Here is a 17232-nt window from a genome sequence, read left to right on the forward strand (position 1 = left end):
TAAAAATTCAGGCAGCCTGAAAAATATTATTTCCATTTAAAACAAGGTTTTCTTTACCATGAGTTATAAAGTTATCACCATTTGCAATCAAAAAGGTGGCGTGGGCAAAACCACGACTGCTGTGAATTTGGCTGCCAGTCTCGCCCACCGCAATCGCAAAGTATTGCTCATAGACATTGACCCGCAAGGCAATGCCACAATGGGTAGCGGTGTAGATAAAAATAATTTTGAATTTGGGGTTTATCATTTGTTAGTGGGCGAAGCCGATGCCAAAACTGCCATCATTCACAGCGAAACAGGGCATTATGATGTGATTTCGTCTAACCGCGATTTGACTGGCGTGGAAATTGAATTGATGCAACGACCTGCACGTGAAATGTGTTTGCGTGATGCGATTGCGTCTGTGCGCGATGAATATGACTTTATTTTGATTGACTGTCCACCAACTTTATCATTGTTGATGTTGAACGGTTTAGCAGCGGCAGACAGCGTGTTGATTCCGATGGTGTGTGAATATTACGCATTGGAAGGGATTTCCGATTTGCTGGCAACCATCAAACGCGTACGCCAAACCATTAATCCAACTTTGGATATTACGGGTGTGATGTTTACCATGTTCACCACACAAAACAAATTATCACAAGATGTGAGTGCGCAATTACGTAATTATTTCGGACAACGCGTATTCAACACCACAATTCCGCGTAATGTCCGTTTAGCAGAAGCACCAAGCCATGGTATGCCAGCATTGGCGTACGACCCCAAAGCCAAAGGCACACAAGCCTATTTGGCATTAGCCGATGAGTTTTTGTCAGTCAAATTACCAGCATCTTCATTGGGTTATTTGAAAACGGTATTACGATTCTAATGTAAATATTTATCAAGGCAGCCTGAAAACATGATGGTTTATTTCAGATAGTTTATTTTTTGTAAACAGTTATTTGTAGATTATTTTGCAAATAGCTGTTTTTATTATTTATTAAATCGTAACAAACTTGCCCTTTTGTGTACAGGTTAAATACCAAAACTGCTAACTTTCGCATAATGACCACAATCACCACTTTTCTACTTTTACCTTTTCTCTCAAGTCATTCAGTCATCTTTTTAAGAGCATCCATTCTGAAACTTTTACAAATCCCCCATTTTGAACAAAAACTAGAAATTAAAATATAAATATATCAATTAGATAAAATTTTAAAATTTTCATTTTTGAATATTTTATAAAGATTTTAATCTACTCACCCCAAAAGTTGATGAGTTTGGTTGTGTCATAACCAAATAAATTTGGTATAAAATCATGGTTTTCGTGTTGGGAGAATCATTGTGAACCATAATCATCAAATAGATTGGCAACTTAAATTCAGCGAAGGTCTAATTGGTATAATTACGCAATGGAACGCACAAAAAGGATTTGGATTCATTTATGTAGAAGATGCCAAAACGGACGTATTTTTTCGGCACCATGTATTTATCGCCAATCGGACACAACCTAAAGTAGGCGACAAAGTCATTGTGTGTGCGGAACGCGATGGCATGGGCTGGCGAGCAATGTCGGTGTATTTACCTGATTGGGGAAATTTTAAAAATGCATATAATCAATATGATACCCCAACCCTTGATGTACAACTACAAGAACGATTAAACAAAGGTGTGGTGGGAAAAATCATCAATTGGAATGAAGATTTGGGTTTAGGTATGATTCAAATTTTTCATCCAGCCATGGCGATTGCTTTTCAGATTGCGGCATTTTCGTTGAAATCACGCGCCCCTGTAGTGGGAGAATCGGTGTATGTGAGTGTGCGACACGATGGTTTTTGTTGGTCGGCAACTGCGGTTACCCCATTGATTAAAAATGAATATATCGTAAAAATACAAGAACAATTTCGCCCATTGTACTGCCCAATGGTTAAGCCTTTATGCGTAGCGGTGATGGGGGATTGGCTTGGTGGCTGGTGTTGATTGGGTGGAACAAACCGATATGGTGGGTGTCTATGATTTTGTCGGTGGTGATGTTTTTTGTGTATGCGTGGGACAAATATTGTGAAATTGAACATCGCCCAACGATTCATACATTGTTTTTGCACGTGGGTGATGCGTTAGGCGGCTGGGTGGGAAGCATGGTGGCGCGGTATTTGTTTACGCACCGAGTGGATCGTGATTTTTCGCGTTGGTTTTGGGTATTGGTGGTGTTGAATATGGTGGGTTGTGCATGGTTAGCGAATATTTTTTTTCAGGCAGCCTGAAAAAATATTAACTTGATTATTTTAACTTTTTTTAGAAGGTTTAAATATGTATGATAATAACAAAATAGATTATGAAACCAAATCCAAATTTCATTTAGGTGTATCGGGTAAAATTGTCAAATGGAACAGCGAGCGCGGTTTTGGTTTTGTCAAAACGGCGGAAGTGGCGAACGACATTTTTTTTCATGTGAATACGTTGGTGGGCAAAGATGAAATAAGTCCACAACAAAATGAATCAGTTACGGTTTACGCGAAATACGATGACGACAAAAAACGCTGGTCTGCTACCAAAATTACCTCACCCAAACGCGAACAATTAAGAGCAGAACGTGAAGCCAAAGAACACGCATTAATCTGCCCAATGAAAGACAAATTAAAATGGGTTGCGCCTGTAGTTGGGATTTGGTCGTTGTTGGTGTATGGGGTTTCGTTGGCACTGGGTATAAGTTACCTATTGATTTCATTGATAACGTTAGCAATTTATGCTTTGGACAAAAAACATGCTTTGGATAACACCAGCAACCGTATCCCCGAAAATACCTTACACGTTTTGTCAGTGATGGGCGGTTGGGCAGGGGCGTTGGTGGCGCGATTTTTGTTTCGCCACAAAACGCAAAAACGGCCATTTGTGCAACTTTTTTGGGTAACAGTGGCTTTAAATGTGGCAATAACCGTATATTTGGTGCTTTCAGGCAGCCTGAAAGCAATAGGCAGCTAAAAGTACGTACCAAAGACATAGTCGTTTAAAATTAAGAACCTGTATTCATAGTCAACGTAAAATGGATTTTTGTCCCAGTTGGTGCGAATGTAAGACGAATTTTATGTCAATAGCGTTCCTATTGGCATAAAATTCAACGTAGCAGGCGTGCCAGATGGGGCAAAAAGACATCGCGCTTGGCTGTGAATACAGGTTCTAAACATACCTACTGCGTTGTCCGCTTCCTATATGTGCGAGATGTACACGGCGGTCGTCTTGTCCTATTTTTATTTTAAACGACTATATTCAAAATACCATACTTAATTGTTTTTTTGACGTATTTTGTATTTTACCAATACAATACCAATGAAGACAATCGGGCAACCATTTTAAGCCCTGCCTCTAATTTTTGATTAAATTAATAAGTTAAACGTTTCAACTGCCAATAAATCTTTGGCTAATTTTATGATTTTCATGACTTTCAATCTGAATTCAGGGTCTGCTAAATAATTTTCTAAATCTGCTTCAGTTGCCCATTTTTGGACAACAATATATTGAGTTGAGTTGCCTGCAACTCTACCAAAATCGTAATAAATACAACCTGGTTGTCGGCGTGTGTATCGTATAAAATCACTCATGAGTTTTTCAAATTCAGCTTGATTTTCAAGTGGCACGCTACAATCTGATACCGCTCCTATCATATTATTTTCCTTATTAATTTATTATATTTTTGAGTCAGCAGCATATTCAGGCTGCCTGAATATATGTAAAGCGATTATTTTACGATAAATCCGATGACTGGCAAACACGACAGGCTGGATTTTTAGCAAATTTAAATGTTTGCCACTCACCAGTTAGTGCAAAATAACAACGCAATATATTCGCCGCCACAGGCAAATCCATTAAAATTTTTAAAGCTTCAACTGCTTGTGCCGCGCCAATCACACCCACCAACGGTGAAAATACACCAAACAACGCACACGCCCCATCATCGGCTTGCGCCATATCAAACAAGCAGTGGTAACACGCATCTGCTAAATCTGCACGAAAAACAACCAGTTGACCATCAAATCGTACCGCTGCACCCGACACCAATGGTTTACGATTGACCACGCACGCCGCATTCACGGCTTGACGCGTGGCAAAATTATCGCTGCAATCCAACACCACATCAGCTTGCGCAGTTAAATTAAATAAATCTTTTGAATTTAAATATTTATTATGAGTTTCAATCACACAATGGCTGTTGCGTTCCTGTAAAAATTGTGCCATGCGTTCAACTTTCAGGCTGCCTGAATCGCGCTCGGTGTAACTGATTTGGCGTTGTAAATTGGTTTCGTCAATGGTATCTGGGTCTGCAATGATGAGTTTGCCCACGCCAGCTGATGCCAAATAAGGCAACGCCGCCGCACCTAACCCACCACACCCAACTACCAAAACTGTTGATTGTAATAATTTTTCTTGATTTTCTATGCCAATTTCATTTAATAAAATATGTCGGCTGTAACGTAATAATTGCGCGTCATTCATGATGATTTTTTGTGTAGTCGTTTAAAATGAAAATAGCGTTTCCCTTATGTACCAGATGGATACAGCTGTGGCGGTCGCTTTGTCCTATTTTTTAGAACTTGTATTCACACGTTGACTATTAAATACAGGTTATTATTCTAAACGACTATAAATCCATTGAAAATAATATTGTAACGTTTTTGAGGTAACCTGAAAGATGTATTGTAAGCGTTCTTTCAGGCTGCCTGCAAAATATTGGCAAACGGGTTTGTGATAAAATAGCACGAATCAAATAAACAGGACTATACAAAAATGTATGAAAATCAAAATATTATTGTTGGACTATCGGGTGGCGTGGATTCTAGCGTAACCGCCGCATTACTCAAACAAGACGGCGCAAACGTACATGGCGTATTTATGCAAAACTGGGAAGACGACAACAACGACCAATATTGCAGCATCAAACAAGATTCACTAGACGCAATGGCAGTTGCTGACATCATTGGCATTGATATTGATATCGTCAATTTTGCCACGCAATACAAAGACAAAGTGTTCGCCTATTTTCTGCAAGAATATGCAGCAGGCAGAACACCCAATCCTGATGTGCTGTGTAATGCTGAAATCAAATTCAAATGTTTCTTAGATTACGCCATTGAACAGGGCGCAGAAGCCATTGCAACAGGACACTACGCCCGAAAACAAATCCGCAATGGTGTGCATTATTTGTTGCGCGGATTGGATAACAACAAAGACCAAAGCTATTTCCTCTACCGTTTACAACCACATCAATTGGAAAAATCCTTGTTTCCATTAGGGCATTTGCAAAAAACCGAAGTGCGCCGTTTGGCGACAGAATTGAAGCTACCTACCGCCACCAAAAAAGACAGCACAGGCATTTGCTTTATTGGCGAACGCCCATTTCGCGAGTTTTTGCAAAAATACCTACCAACCCACAACGGCAACATGGTTACCCCCGAAGGCAAAATCGTTGGTGAACACGTTGGCTTAACATTTTACACCATTGGACAACGCAAAGGTTTGGGAATTGGCGGTGCGGGCGAGCCGTGGTTTGTGGTGGGCAAAGACTTACCGAAAAATGAATTGTTGGTTGTACAAGGGCATGACCACGAATTATTGTACACAAATTCATTGGAAATGAATCAGTTAAGCTGGACGCTGCCTGAAAAACCAGTCGCAGGACGCTATACCTGTAAAACACGTTACCGCATGGCAGATGCCGCGTGTGAATTACGCTATCTATCTGATGATACAGCTGAATTATTATTTAATGAACCACAATGGGCAGTGACTCACGGACAATCTGCTGTGTTATATGATGGGGAAATTTGCTTGGGTGGTGGCATCATTACCGCAACCGATAAACCATTAATCAAATTGTAAAAATATTTTTAAGGAACTATTTATGCTGGAATCACTTGTCTTTCATGACCAAACCAAAGCATATTTATTTCATGCCATGACCGAATGGTTGGCTTTAAGCGGTGGCTTTATGTTGTATAACCATTTGCGTAAACACAACGGACGCCCTTCCATGCTTGCCAACAAAAGCGGTATTTGGGTATTGATATTTTGTTTGCTTGGCGCAGGTACGGGAAATAAATTGGTGTCTATTTTGCAATTTCCTGAATTATGGGGTTTGGCACAAACGAATCCACAGCAATTTTGGCTGGCGGTCATATCGGGGCAAAGCGTGGTAGGTGGATTACTGGGTGGTTGGATTGGTGTAGAGATTGGCAAAAAAATCGCAGGGATTCGGTCGCGTACGGGTGATGATTTTGTTGCGCCGATTTTGTTGGGTTTGGTGATTGGGCGTACGGGCTGTTTTGCGGCTGGACTACATGACGGTACTTATGGTATGCACACCGATTTACCTTGGGGTGTGGATTTTGGTGATGGGGCGCGACACCCAACTCAGTTATACGAATGGCTGATGGCTTTAATTGCACTGATTTTGTTACCCAAATGGCGACAATTTTTCACACATGAGCAAGGATTGACCTTTCGTGTGTTGATGTTTGGTTATTTGCTGTGGCGGCTATTGATTGATGGGCTGAAACCTGCGCCTGCTGGCTGGTGGTTTGGCTGGAGCGGGATTCAGTGGGTGTGTATATTTGGCTTGATTATTATTGCGGCGACTTATCGGAAAACAGTAGAATAATAGACAACAAATAGCTTTCAGGCAGCCTTAAAGCATCTCGGAGAAGAAAAATGAAAAAATTTTTCAATTTTATTATTGCACTGTTTTTAGCAACCCTTGCCTCATTTGTGGTAGGTTTTGGCATATGTGCTGTTGGCTTGTTTAACCATAGTTACCTACAAATGCTTATTGTACTGTCAGCCATTCCAGTTGGAATGCTTGTTTTTGTGATGACGCTTATCAAAATGCTTTCCAACAATTCCCCTGCCCCACCGAACCGACCACAATCCAAACAAAATCCCGATTCCGAATCTGAATAAACCGTTTCAGGCAGCCTGAAAACCATACAACCCATTTAATAAACAAAATCAAGGAACAACCATGTCGCGCAAAAACCGCCCCTACCACTTTTACGACACCACCACAGGCATTTGCAACGAATGCCATAAAGTGATTGAAGCTAAAATTATATTTAAAAACAACCATGTATATATGGATAAATGGTGTCCTAATCATGGTATGCAACGTGTACTCATTAGCGATGACGTGGACTACTACCGCTTAGGACGCGAAGTCTTCGTTAAAAGACCCGAGATGCCACAACGTTTTAACACCGAAATGCACTACGGATGCCCCTACGACTGCGGACTCTGCCCCGACCACATGCAACACTCCTGTCTGTCTATCGTAGAAATTAACCGTGCCTGCAATTTGAATTGCCCCGTTTGCTTTGCCAGCAGTGGCACGCATCAAACTGAACACTATCCTATTGAAATTGTAGAAAAAATGCTAGATGCCATCGTTGCCAATGAAGGTGAACCCGACGTGGTTCAACTATCAGGTGGCGAACCCACTATTCACCCCCAATTTTTTGACATTCTCGCCGCTGCCCGAAAACGCCCCATCAAACATTTAATGATTAATACCAATGGTGTACGAATTGCTCAAGATTTTGAATTTGTAGAAAAGCTTGCCCAAAGTGGCTTGCACGGCTTAGAAATCTACCTGCAATTTGATTCACTTAACAATGAAGTAACCCAAACCCTACGTGGTGCAGATTTAAGCCGCATCCGCAAACAAGCACTGGATAATCTCAACCGCGTTGGCTTATCCACTACCCTCGTTGTAACCGTAGCCAAAGGCGTAAACGACCACGATATTGGCAACATTATCCGCTTCGCTACCAAGCAACCATGCGTGCGTGGTGTAACTTTGCAACCCGTACAATTTGCAGGACGCACCGAAAACGTAAACAGTAAAAACCGCTTAACCGTCAGCGAAATCCGCCGCAAGATTATTGAACAAAGCAACATTTTCAGCACAGACGACATCATGCCTGTTCCCTGTAATCCCGACACACTCGCCATGGCATACGCTTTCAAAGATGACAGTGGCATCGTTCCCCTCACTCGCTATTTAGACCCCAAAACCCTAGTAGAAAATGCCAACAACACCATTGTTTTTGAACACGACCACAACCTGAAAAACCACATTTTCAAACTCTTCTCGACCAATCACAGCCCCGAATCACAAGCAAATTGTCTCAGTGAACTGATGTGCTGCCTACCTGAAATTGCTGCGCCACAACAATTTGGTTACCAAAACGTCTTTCGTATACTGATTGTTCAATTTATGGACGCAGAGAATTTAGACATACGCAGCCTGAAAAAATCCTGTATCCACTTTGCCACGCCTGATGGCAAACTGATACCATTTGAAAGCTACAACCTATTCTATCGCCCTGAAATGGCAGCCAAATTAACCAATATTCGCAACAAAATTGACACAAGCAATATGCTTTGGCAAACCAAATAATATTGTCATTTAAAACAATAACCTGTATTCATAACCAACGTGAAATGGATTTTTGCCAATAGCGTTCACGCAGCAGACGTACCAAATTTAGCAAAAAGACATCGCGCTTGACTGTGAATACGGGTTCTGAAACCACTATCAACACCTTTTTCAAAAAACCTTTTTCAGGCTGCTTATTCTTTCAGGCAGCCTGAAAATCAAATGTATTAACAAAATAACTCAAACAAAATAATCACATTATGCCGAACTAACTCTTTAGGCTAATTCAAACTAATCCAAAAGAATTTATTTGTACAAACTTCAAGAGAATGCGCCAATCAATAGATAAGGGTAACTTATACCTGCTTAAACCAATTTTTCAATACGAAAGGTACAAATAAAATGGCTTCTGAACAATATAAACGTTATGCCGTACTGATTTCCAGTACTGTATCCTTTACAGTCTGTTTCATGATTTGGATGATGTTGGCGGTGGTAGGTATTCCGATTAAAAAACAATTGGGTTTAAGTGAAACCGAATTTGGTTTCTTGGCGGCATTACCTGTGTTATCTGGGTCATTGATTCGTGTGCCACTGGGCATTTGGACGGATAAATTTGGTGGGCGAATTGTGATGTTTGTGTTGATGCTGTTGAGTGTGCCCGCTATTTTTGCGATGCAATTTGCAACCCAATATTGGCATTTTTTGTTGATTGGTTTGATTATGGGCTTGGCTGGTGGTGCATTTTCGGTGGGGACACCGTATGTAGCACGTTGGTTTCCGAAAGAACAGCAAGGTTTGGCAATGGGCATTTTTGGTGCAGGCAATGCAGGCAGCGCACTGAATAAATTCATCGCACCAAGTTTGATTGCATTGGGAAGCTGGACAATCGTCCCAAATGTGTACGCTGGCATTATGTTGGCAACTGCGATTGCATTTTGGTTTTTCAGCTACCATGATCCCAAACATTTGGTTACTTCAAAAGCATCTTTAAAACAACAAATTATGTTGTTATCAGATGCGGGGGTGTTGCGCTACAGTCAATATTATTCGGTGGTGTTTGGGGGTTATGTGGCATTGGCGTTGTGGATGACCAAATATTACATTGACGAATACAATCTAACCATGCAACAAGCAGCTTTATTGGCAGCGTGTTTTTCATTACCTGGTGGGGTATTGCGTGCGGTAGGTGGTTATTTATCGGACAAATTTGGGGCATACAAAGTTACTTGGGGCGTGATGTGGGTATTGTGGGTGTGTTTCTTTATTTTGTCGTATCCTGACACAAATTTCACGATTCACGGTAAAAATGGCGATTTAGCGTTTCATATTCATTTGAATGTAGTGGTGTTTACCATTTTGATGTTTACAGCTGGGATTGCAATGGCCATTGGCAAAGCATCGGTATTTAAATTTGTGGCAAACGACTATCCCGACAATATTGGTGCGGTATCGGGCGCCGTGGGTTTAGCGGGTGGTTTGGGTGGATTTTTGTTACCGATTATATTTGGTGCATTATTAGATTGGTCTGGGGTGCGTTCTACGGCGTTTATGTTGCTGTATGGCTGCACTTGTGTTTCATTGATTTGTATGCATTTTTCATTCAAAGGTCAAAAACATCAATAACATAGTTGTTTACAATAAAAATAAGACAAGGCAAACGACTATAAATTGACAAAATTATTTTTCAGGCAGCCTGAAAAGGCAAGTTCTTCAATTATTTTTAATTATTTATTTTATTTATTTTTAGGACAAAATTTATGTCTAAAGTCATCACTCATTGGCAACCTGAAGACCCACAATTTTGGCAGCAAACAGGCAAAAAAATTGCTAAACGGAATTTATGGATTTCCATTCCTGCACTTTTGTTGGCATTTGCAATTTGGCAAGTGTGGAGCGTAGCAGTGGTAAACTTACCGAATATTGGTTTCACTTACACGGAAAATCAATTGTTTTGGTTGGCAGCATTGCCTGCGCTATCGGGCGCGACTTTGAGAATTTTCTATTCATTTATGGTACCTGTATTTGGTGGACGTAAATGGACAACGATTTCTACCGCGAGTTTATTGCTGCCTGCGATTGGGCTTGGTTTTGCGGTACAGAATAATCAGACACCTTATGGTGTGATGGTTTTGCTGGCGTTATTGTGTGGATTTGGCGGGGGAAATTTCTCGTCTAGTATGGCAAACATTAGCTTTTTCTTCCCCAAAGCCGAAAAAGGCACGGCAATGGGTTTAAATGCTGGTTTGGGAAATTTGGGCGTATCGGTGGTGCAATTTGTTGTACCGCTGATTATTACGGTGGGTGTATTTGGTGCGTTTGGTGGCGAGGCACAAACATGGACAAAAGGCGATGTTACCAAACAATTATGGCTACAAAATGCAGGGTTTATTTGGGTGCCACTGATTATCTTATCCACTTTAGCGGCGTGGTTTGGCATGAATGATTTGGCAGATGCAAAAGCCAGCTTCAAAGAACAAGCCATTATTTTCAAAAGAAAACATAATTGGATTATGTGTATTATTTATTTGGGTACATTTGGTTCATTTTTGGGATTTGCGGCAGGTTTTGCCTTACTGACGAAAAGTCAATTTACAGGTATTGACCCTGTGAAATATGCGTTTGTTGGACCGTTGGTCAGTGCATTGGCGCGACCTGTAGGCGGAATGTGGGCAGACAAAATCCAAAGTGGTGCGAAAGTAACGCAATGGGTGTTTATTGGCATGATTTTATCAGTAATAGGCGTCATTTGCTTTTTGCCAAGTGGTGGACAAGGTGGTCATTTTTGGGGCTTTTTTGCGTGTTTTGTGGCATTGTTTGCGCTGACTGGATTGGGCAATGGTTCAACTTTCATGCAAATTCCCGTGATTTTCTTGAATTTGCACCAAAAATTAGCCGAACAAGGTTTAGAAACCGCCGAACAAGCGCGTTTGAGTGCAGCGAAAGAAGGAGCAGCGGTAGCTGGTTTTACGGGTGCATTTGCGGCATACGGTGGCTTTTTCATTCCGAAAAGTTATAGTTTATCCATAGAGTTATCAGGTAACGTGATGGGAGCGTTTGTGGGATTTATTGTGTTTTACACGATTTGTTTGGTGTTGAATTGGTGGTATTATGCGCGAAAAGACGCGGAAGCCAAATGTTAATCTGATATAACACGCAATAACATCGAATATTTCAAGGTTTCCGTCTGATTTTATTCTATAATCTTCAGGTTGCTTGAAAGCCATTTTTCAGGCAGCCTGAAAATCATTTTCGTATTAATTATTATGTCGTATCATTTTTCAAGTCTTTCTTTTCGTTTGAAATCACTGACGGTGTTGTGGTTATTGGCGGCATTGTGTGCGATTGCGTTCACGCTGTTGTTATCGTGGCGAATGCAGGGCGCAGGAGCAGCCATCAACGATACGGGCAGTTTGCGTATGCAGACTTATCGTTTGGCATTGCTGCACAATAATCATGCATCATATGATGAAATTAATCAACAAATTCAACAATTTGAATTAACACTTGCTACACTAAAAAATGGCGACCCCAAACGCCCATTGTTTCTACCACACAGCCAAATTATTGAAGAAAATTTGCGGAAAATCCAACAAAATTGGTTGCTGATTAAGCCTCATTTTTTGCAACCTTTTCAGAAAAATAACCAAAATATACATAATATTCAAAATCTTATAAACAAAATTGATGACCTTACCTACGCAATTGAACAATCTCAATCCAATCGTTTGAATTTATTGAGATTATTTCAAATGTCGTTGTTGGTGATGGTATTAATTAGCGCAGTGGTGATGGTGTATTTGTTGAATTTGTGGGTACTGGAACCGTTGGGCAAACTGCAAACAGGCGTTCATGCAATTCATAATGGGAAATTTGGTGTTCAAGTTCAAGTAGATAACGTGAGTGAATTTGCTGAATTAGATGACGGCTTCAATCAAATGAGCAACCATCTGCAGCAACTGTACAGCAATTTAGAACAACAAGTTACCGAAAAAACTCAAGATTTAAAATTTAAAAATCAAACACTTGAAACTTTATACTATTTCTCCAATTTTTTGAATCAAGCTCATAACACCAGTGCAGCTTGTGAAGGTTTTTTGCAAAAAATCATTTCGTTTGTACCAGCACAAGCCAGCAGCATCAGACTTATTGATTTTAAAAGACAAAAATTGGATTTAATCGCACAAATTGGGCTGCCTGAAAACCTACAAACTGCCGCCGCGTGCCAACGCATTGACGATTGTTTGTGTGGTCAAGCTGTGCAGAAAGACAGTTGGCAACCCATTTATTTTCATAAAGAAATTGAACAAATTACCGATAAAACCAGTTGCAGTCATTTTGGTTTTCATTATTTACGCGTATTCCAAATTCGCTACAAAGGACAAGATTTGGGTATGCTCACGCTGTATTTTCACGAAGAATTGGAATTGGGCAATTTGGACAATTTAATTGACTCACTTTGCCAGCAATTAGGTAGCGCAGTCAATAACTTACGTTTAACTGAAGAAAGCCGACAACTCGCCGTTATGCAAGAACGCAATCTCATGGCGCAAGGTTTACATGACAGCATCGCGCAAACTTTGAATTTTCTTAATCTGCAAACACAAATGTTGGAAAGCTCACTGAAAGCCAAAAATGATACGGAAGTCGCTGAAACATTACAATTTATTAAAGATGGTGTCAAAGAATGTTACGATGATGTCCGCGAATTACTGCTGAATTTCCGCACCAAAATCACGCGCAAAGAATTCGCCGAAGCCGTAGACACATTGGCGCAGCGTTTCAAGCAACAAACACAAAATGAAATTGAGATACATTGGTCAGGCGACGGCGCACCATTAAGCAGCGAACAGCAATTGCAATTTATTTTTATTTTGCAAGAAAGTTTGTCCAATATCCGCAAACACGCCCAAGCCAATCATGTGTCAATTTATTTTGATAATGCCGACGATTTTACCATGAAAATTCATGACAATGGGCGTGGCTTTGATGTCAAAATATTGGATTCGCTTTCAGGCAGCCATGTGGGTTTGGGAATTATGCGTGAACGAGCGTTACGCATTCACGCACAATTTGATTTACAATCTCAATCCAATCATGGCACAACCATCTATTTGAAATTGCCAAAAAGTGAACGTATTTTAGAATAAATTTTTTCAGGCAGCCTGAAAACAAGAAAGAATAAAATGAATCAAAAAATTCGCATTGTTTTAATTGATGACCATAATTTGTTCCGTAGCGGTATCAAAGCACTGCTTTCTCGCCAAGCCGATTTTGATATTGTGGGCGAAGCGGCTGACGGTTTGAGTGGCGTGAAGTTGGTGGAACAAACCAAACCCGATATTGTCTTGCTGGATTTAGATATGCCAGTGATGAACGGGCGCGAAGCATTGGCACAAATTCTCAGCGTTCGCAGCGAACAAAATGTTGTGATGTTAACAGTTTCGGAAGACAGCGAAGATTTAACCGAATGTATGCGCTTTGGGGCGCGTGGTTTTTTGCTGAAAAACATCAACGCCGATTTTTTAGTTGACAGCATCAAACGTGCTGTTGATGGCGACAATGTGTTTTCGCCAGAGATGACGGCGCGGTTGGTACAATCGCTGATTCGTCCGCACAACGCAGGCACTGGCAGCGCGTTAGACACACTCACACCGCGCGAATTGGAAATTTTAGGGCATTTGGCCGCAGGACACAGCAATAAAATCATCGCCAGACAACTGGATTTAGCAGAATTCACCATTAAAGTACACGTTCAAAATATTTTACGCAAATTAGAACTTAGTAGCCGCGTTCAGGCTGCCGTATATGCTGTGCAACACAAAGTCCCACAACCAACCGCTCATTAATTTAGGAATAACATGAAAACCAGTACCCGAAATTGCTTTCACGGTGTCATTAGCCAAATTGATGAATTAAATGGTGTCTACCAAATTGCAGTACAACAGCATGATTTTATTGTATATAGTCATATCAGCCCACACGCGTTCGCCCGACTGCAACCCAAAATAGGCAACATGGCGATTGTGATGATTAAAGCGTCTGCGGTATCGCTGATGGCGGAAATCACGCCGTTTCGGTTGTCGGCAGAAAACGTTTTGCTCGGCACGATTGACGCGGTGGAACGTGGTGCAGTAAACAATATTGTGTTGATTTCATTAAAAAATGGTGAAAATGCAGTTGCCACCATCACATTGGACAGCAGCGAACATTTAGACGTTCACGCTGGAGAAGAAATTTACGCAGTGTTTAATGCGTCCAACACTATTTTAGGTTTGGTGTGATTTTTCAGGCAGCCTGAAACGTTTTGCGCTACAATTTTGTTTTTCCAAAAAAACTTAGGAGCAACAAATGATTGCTGTATATGCAAGCTGCATCGTCTTGCCTGAAAAACAAGCTGAATTTGAAAAAGTGGCGCGTGAATTCATCCGTGCCAGTCGTGGACACGCAGGCTGCCTGCAATATGAATGCGGCAAAGTTACCGATAAAATTACCGAATACGCATTCGTAGAAAAATGGGCAAGTCAAGCCGATTTGGACGCGCATTTGGCACATGAATTTTTTGTTCAAAATGCGCCGCGTTTAATTGAATTGACCGCCAACGGTTTGACGATTGATACATTAGAATTATTGGCGGCTTAATTTCCCATTTTCCATGCGCCAAATTTCGTCTGCCAGCACATCGCAATCGGCTTTATCATGGGTAATCAGCAACATGGGAATATCCAATTCTTTTTGTAAATCAGAAACTTCCAAACGCATTTGTTGGCGTAATTCGGTATCCAAGGCAGAAAACGGCTCGTCCAAAAGCAACCAACGCGGTTGACGAATACACGCTCGCGCCAACGCCACACGCTGCTTCTGCCCACCCGAAATGTGATTCGGATAATGATTGGCCAAATGGCTCAACTGCATACGGTTGAGCCATTTTTCTGTTAATTCATTGACTTGACGATTGGGATCACGCCAATGATTCTGCAAGCCAAACGCCACATTTTGCGCCACCGTCAGATGCGGAAACAGCGCGTAATCTTGAAACATCACACCCACATCGCGCTTTTGTGGTGGCAACCAAATTTTTTGCGTGGTATCGCCATATAGTTTTCCATCAATTTTCAGGCTGCCTGAAAGCGGTTTGAGCAGCCCCGCCAACAATTGCAAAGTCAGACTTTTCCCAGAACCACTCGCCCCAATAATGGCAATGCGTTTGGCATTACTTTGGCATTCTGAATGAAGTATAAACTCATGATTAGACGTAATAATTTTTTTATGCAAATTAAAATCAAATATCATAATAATTTATTTTTAGGATTGGTAACGTGGTTTGCTTAAATATTGCGTCAACCACAAAATCGCCACACACACCAGCGAAATGATGATAACCAATTGATTTGCCAAATCATCATCGCCAGCCTGTACCGCCTCGTACACAGCAATAGACAAGGTTTGTGTCTCATTGGGAATGCTGCCTGCAATCATCAAAGTCGCACCAAACTCACCCAACGCCCGCGCAAATGCCAATAACAAACCCGCCAAAATCCCACGCCATGCCAAAGGCAACGTTACCCGAAAAAAAATCGCCCATTCATTCACGCCCAAAGTTCTAGCAGCTTGTTCCAATTGCGGATTCACATTCTCAAACGCCGCGCGTGCAGGTTTGACCATCAATGGAAAAGTTACCACTGTCGCCGCTAATACCGCACCCTGCCATGTAAAAATTAGATTAATATCAAAAGTTTGCTTAAGCCATTGACCCAATTTACCTTGCGAACCAAACAAAACCAGCAAATAATATCCCATCACAGTCGGTGGCAAAACCATCGGCAAAGTCAATATTGTGTCCAGCAAATCACGTCCCAATACGCGAGTTTTTGCCAACGCATAACCCAGTAGCGTCCCCAATATCAAATTAATAAAAGTCGCACAACCCGCTACTTTTAGCGACAATAATAAAGCAGGTAAAATATTTTGCATAAAATAATCAAATTGTTATTAAAATCTTCAGGCAGCCTGAAAAATCATGGTTTCGCAAAACCAAATCGACGCAACACCATTTGACCTTGCACGGACAACACATAATCTTCAAAACGCTTGGCAGCAGTGGCATCGTGGCTATTTTTGGTTACCGCAATCGGATAAACCACGGGCGGATTAGTTGGCACTTCTGCCACGATATTCAGCGCAAATTGTTTCAATTGGGCATCAGTGCGATACACAAAACCTGCGTCCACTTCACCACGAAACACATAATCTAAAGCTTGACGAACATTTTGCGTATAAACATACTTATTTTTCAATGAATTAAATAGATTAGCTTGTTGCAACACACCTTGTGCATATTTACCAGCAGGTACGCTTTCGGGCTTACCTATGGCGATTTTCTTCACGCCCACTTGTTGCAAATCTGCCAATTTAGTCAAATGGTTAGGTGAATTTTTGGGTGTAACCAAAACCAATGCATTTCGCACAAAATTCTGGCGTGTTATTGAATTAATCAATTGTTTTTTCATGGCTTTATCCATGGTTTCTTGGTCAGCTGTTGCCAGCACATCAACAGGCGCACCTTGCGAAAGCTGCTGCAACAGCACACCAGAGGCAGCCGTATTGAGTTTGATTTTGTCTTGCGGATACAATTTTTCGTAATTTTGCGCAATTTCTTGAAAGGCATCTTTCAAACTCGCGGCTGCCGAAACCGTAATATCTGCTGCCTGAACAGGTGCGGCCACCAAGCAAGTAAATAAAATCCATGTTTTCAATTTCATAGTATTCTCCAAATATAAACAGTTCAACTAATTGAACGCAACAGCATAACAAAATAAACATGAAAA

General features: G+C 41.1%; 19 protein-coding genes. 14 read left to right on the forward strand and 5 right to left on the reverse strand.

Features of this window, described 5'->3' with window-relative positions:
• Positions 1 to 58 precede the first annotated feature (58 nt).
• The 4 genes from BWP33_RS09780 to BWP33_RS09795 all read left to right on the forward strand — a co-directional run bounded on the left by BWP33_RS09780 (position 59) and on the right by BWP33_RS09795 (position 2961).
• Complete coding sequence (locus BWP33_RS09780; RefSeq protein WP_002641482.1) at positions 59 to 868, forward strand: ParA family protein; 810 nt, start codon at positions 59 to 61, stop codon at positions 866 to 868.
• Positions 869 to 1323: 455 nt separating this feature from the next.
• Complete coding sequence (locus BWP33_RS09785) at positions 1324 to 1959, forward strand: cold shock domain-containing protein (RefSeq protein ID WP_158666828.1); 636 nt, start codon at positions 1324 to 1326, stop codon at positions 1957 to 1959.
• A complete protein-coding gene (locus BWP33_RS09790; RefSeq protein WP_104930391.1) occupies positions 1917 to 2243 on the forward strand; it encodes a DUF1294 domain-containing protein in 327 nt (108 codons plus the stop codon). Before BWP33_RS09785 ends, BWP33_RS09790 begins: the two co-directional genes overlap by 43 nt.
• Before the next feature lie 46 nt (positions 2244 to 2289).
• Positions 2290 to 2961 carry a DUF1294 domain-containing protein gene (locus BWP33_RS09795; protein WP_002641480.1) on the forward strand — a complete coding sequence of 224 codons (672 nt, stop codon included), beginning with the start codon at positions 2290 to 2292 and terminating at the stop codon, positions 2959 to 2961.
• Positions 2962 to 3353: 392 nt separating this feature from the next.
• Here BWP33_RS09795 and BWP33_RS09800 read toward each other — a convergent pair whose 3' ends face one another.
• The gene (locus BWP33_RS09800) at positions 3354 to 3641 is read right to left on the reverse strand and encodes a putative quinol monooxygenase (RefSeq protein WP_002641479.1); all 288 of its coding nucleotides are present in this window, start codon (positions 3639 to 3641) and stop codon (positions 3354 to 3356) included.
• Between the two features lie 79 nt (positions 3642 to 3720).
• Complete coding sequence (locus tag BWP33_RS09805) at positions 3721 to 4470, reverse strand: HesA/MoeB/ThiF family protein (RefSeq protein WP_002641478.1); 750 nt, start codon at positions 4468 to 4470, stop codon at positions 3721 to 3723.
• Between the two features lie 291 nt (positions 4471 to 4761).
• Between BWP33_RS09805 and mnmA the strand changes: the two genes are divergently transcribed.
• The 10 genes from mnmA to BWP33_RS09855 all read left to right on the forward strand — a co-directional run bounded on the left by mnmA (position 4762) and on the right by BWP33_RS09855 (position 15046).
• The gene (gene mnmA / locus BWP33_RS09810) at positions 4762 to 5853 is read left to right on the forward strand and encodes a tRNA 2-thiouridine(34) synthase MnmA (protein ID WP_002641477.1); all 1092 of its coding nucleotides are present in this window, start codon (positions 4762 to 4764) and stop codon (positions 5851 to 5853) included.
• 22 nt (positions 5854 to 5875) lie between these two features.
• Positions 5876 to 6631 carry a prolipoprotein diacylglyceryl transferase gene (locus BWP33_RS09815; RefSeq protein ID WP_002641476.1) on the forward strand — a complete coding sequence of 252 codons (756 nt, stop codon included), beginning with the start codon at positions 5876 to 5878 and terminating at the stop codon, positions 6629 to 6631.
• 50 nt (positions 6632 to 6681) lie between these two features.
• Positions 6682 to 6930: a hypothetical protein gene (locus BWP33_RS09820; protein ID WP_002641475.1), complete on the forward strand. Its 249-nt coding sequence runs from the start codon at positions 6682 to 6684 to the stop codon at positions 6928 to 6930.
• A 61-nt stretch (positions 6931 to 6991) separates the two neighbouring features.
• The gene (locus BWP33_RS09825) at positions 6992 to 8425 is read left to right on the forward strand and encodes a radical SAM protein (protein WP_002641474.1); all 1434 of its coding nucleotides are present in this window, start codon (positions 6992 to 6994) and stop codon (positions 8423 to 8425) included.
• Positions 8426 to 8806: 381 nt separating this feature from the next.
• On the forward strand, positions 8807 to 10030 hold the full coding sequence (locus BWP33_RS13175; RefSeq protein ID WP_002641473.1) for an MFS transporter: 1224 nt from the start codon (positions 8807 to 8809) through the stop codon (positions 10028 to 10030).
• A 134-nt stretch (positions 10031 to 10164) separates the two neighbouring features.
• Positions 10165 to 11547, forward strand: a complete 1383-nt coding sequence (locus BWP33_RS13180; protein ID WP_002641472.1) for an MFS transporter — start codon at positions 10165 to 10167, stop codon at positions 11545 to 11547.
• A 69-nt stretch (positions 11548 to 11616) separates the two neighbouring features.
• On the forward strand, positions 11617 to 13554 hold the full coding sequence (locus BWP33_RS09840) for a type IV pili methyl-accepting chemotaxis transducer N-terminal domain-containing protein (RefSeq protein ID WP_244903118.1): 1938 nt from the start codon (positions 11617 to 11619) through the stop codon (positions 13552 to 13554).
• A gap of 36 nt (positions 13555 to 13590) precedes the next feature.
• A complete protein-coding gene (locus BWP33_RS09845) occupies positions 13591 to 14253 on the forward strand; it encodes a response regulator (protein ID WP_002641470.1) in 663 nt (220 codons plus the stop codon).
• Between the two features lie 12 nt (positions 14254 to 14265).
• On the forward strand, positions 14266 to 14688 hold the full coding sequence (locus BWP33_RS09850; protein ID WP_002641469.1) for a TOBE domain-containing protein: 423 nt from the start codon (positions 14266 to 14268) through the stop codon (positions 14686 to 14688).
• A 67-nt stretch (positions 14689 to 14755) separates the two neighbouring features.
• Positions 14756 to 15046: a putative quinol monooxygenase gene (locus BWP33_RS09855; protein WP_002641468.1), complete on the forward strand. Its 291-nt coding sequence runs from the start codon at positions 14756 to 14758 to the stop codon at positions 15044 to 15046.
• On the opposite strand, the gene BWP33_RS09860 is transcribed toward BWP33_RS09855, so the two are convergent.
• The 3 genes from BWP33_RS09860 to modA are packed head-to-tail and all read right to left on the reverse strand — an operon-like array spanning position 15032 to position 17166.
• Complete coding sequence (locus BWP33_RS09860) at positions 15032 to 15697, reverse strand: ABC transporter ATP-binding protein (protein ID WP_002641467.1); 666 nt, start codon at positions 15695 to 15697, stop codon at positions 15032 to 15034. The two genes, BWP33_RS09855 and BWP33_RS09860, sit on opposite strands and share 15 nt — an antisense overlap.
• A 12-nt stretch (positions 15698 to 15709) precedes the next feature.
• A complete protein-coding gene (modB, locus tag BWP33_RS09865) occupies positions 15710 to 16378 on the reverse strand; it encodes a molybdate ABC transporter permease subunit (protein ID WP_002641466.1) in 669 nt (222 codons plus the stop codon).
• Between the two features lie 44 nt (positions 16379 to 16422).
• Entirely contained in the window at positions 16423 to 17166 is a 744-nt protein-coding gene (gene modA, locus BWP33_RS09870) for a molybdate ABC transporter substrate-binding protein (RefSeq protein WP_002641465.1), read from the reverse strand.
• Positions 17167 to 17232: the final 66 nt, after the last annotated feature.

The organism is Simonsiella muelleri ATCC 29453, assembly GCF_002951835.1.
GTDB classification, from domain to species: domain Bacteria; phylum Pseudomonadota; class Gammaproteobacteria; order Burkholderiales; family Neisseriaceae; genus Simonsiella; species Simonsiella muelleri.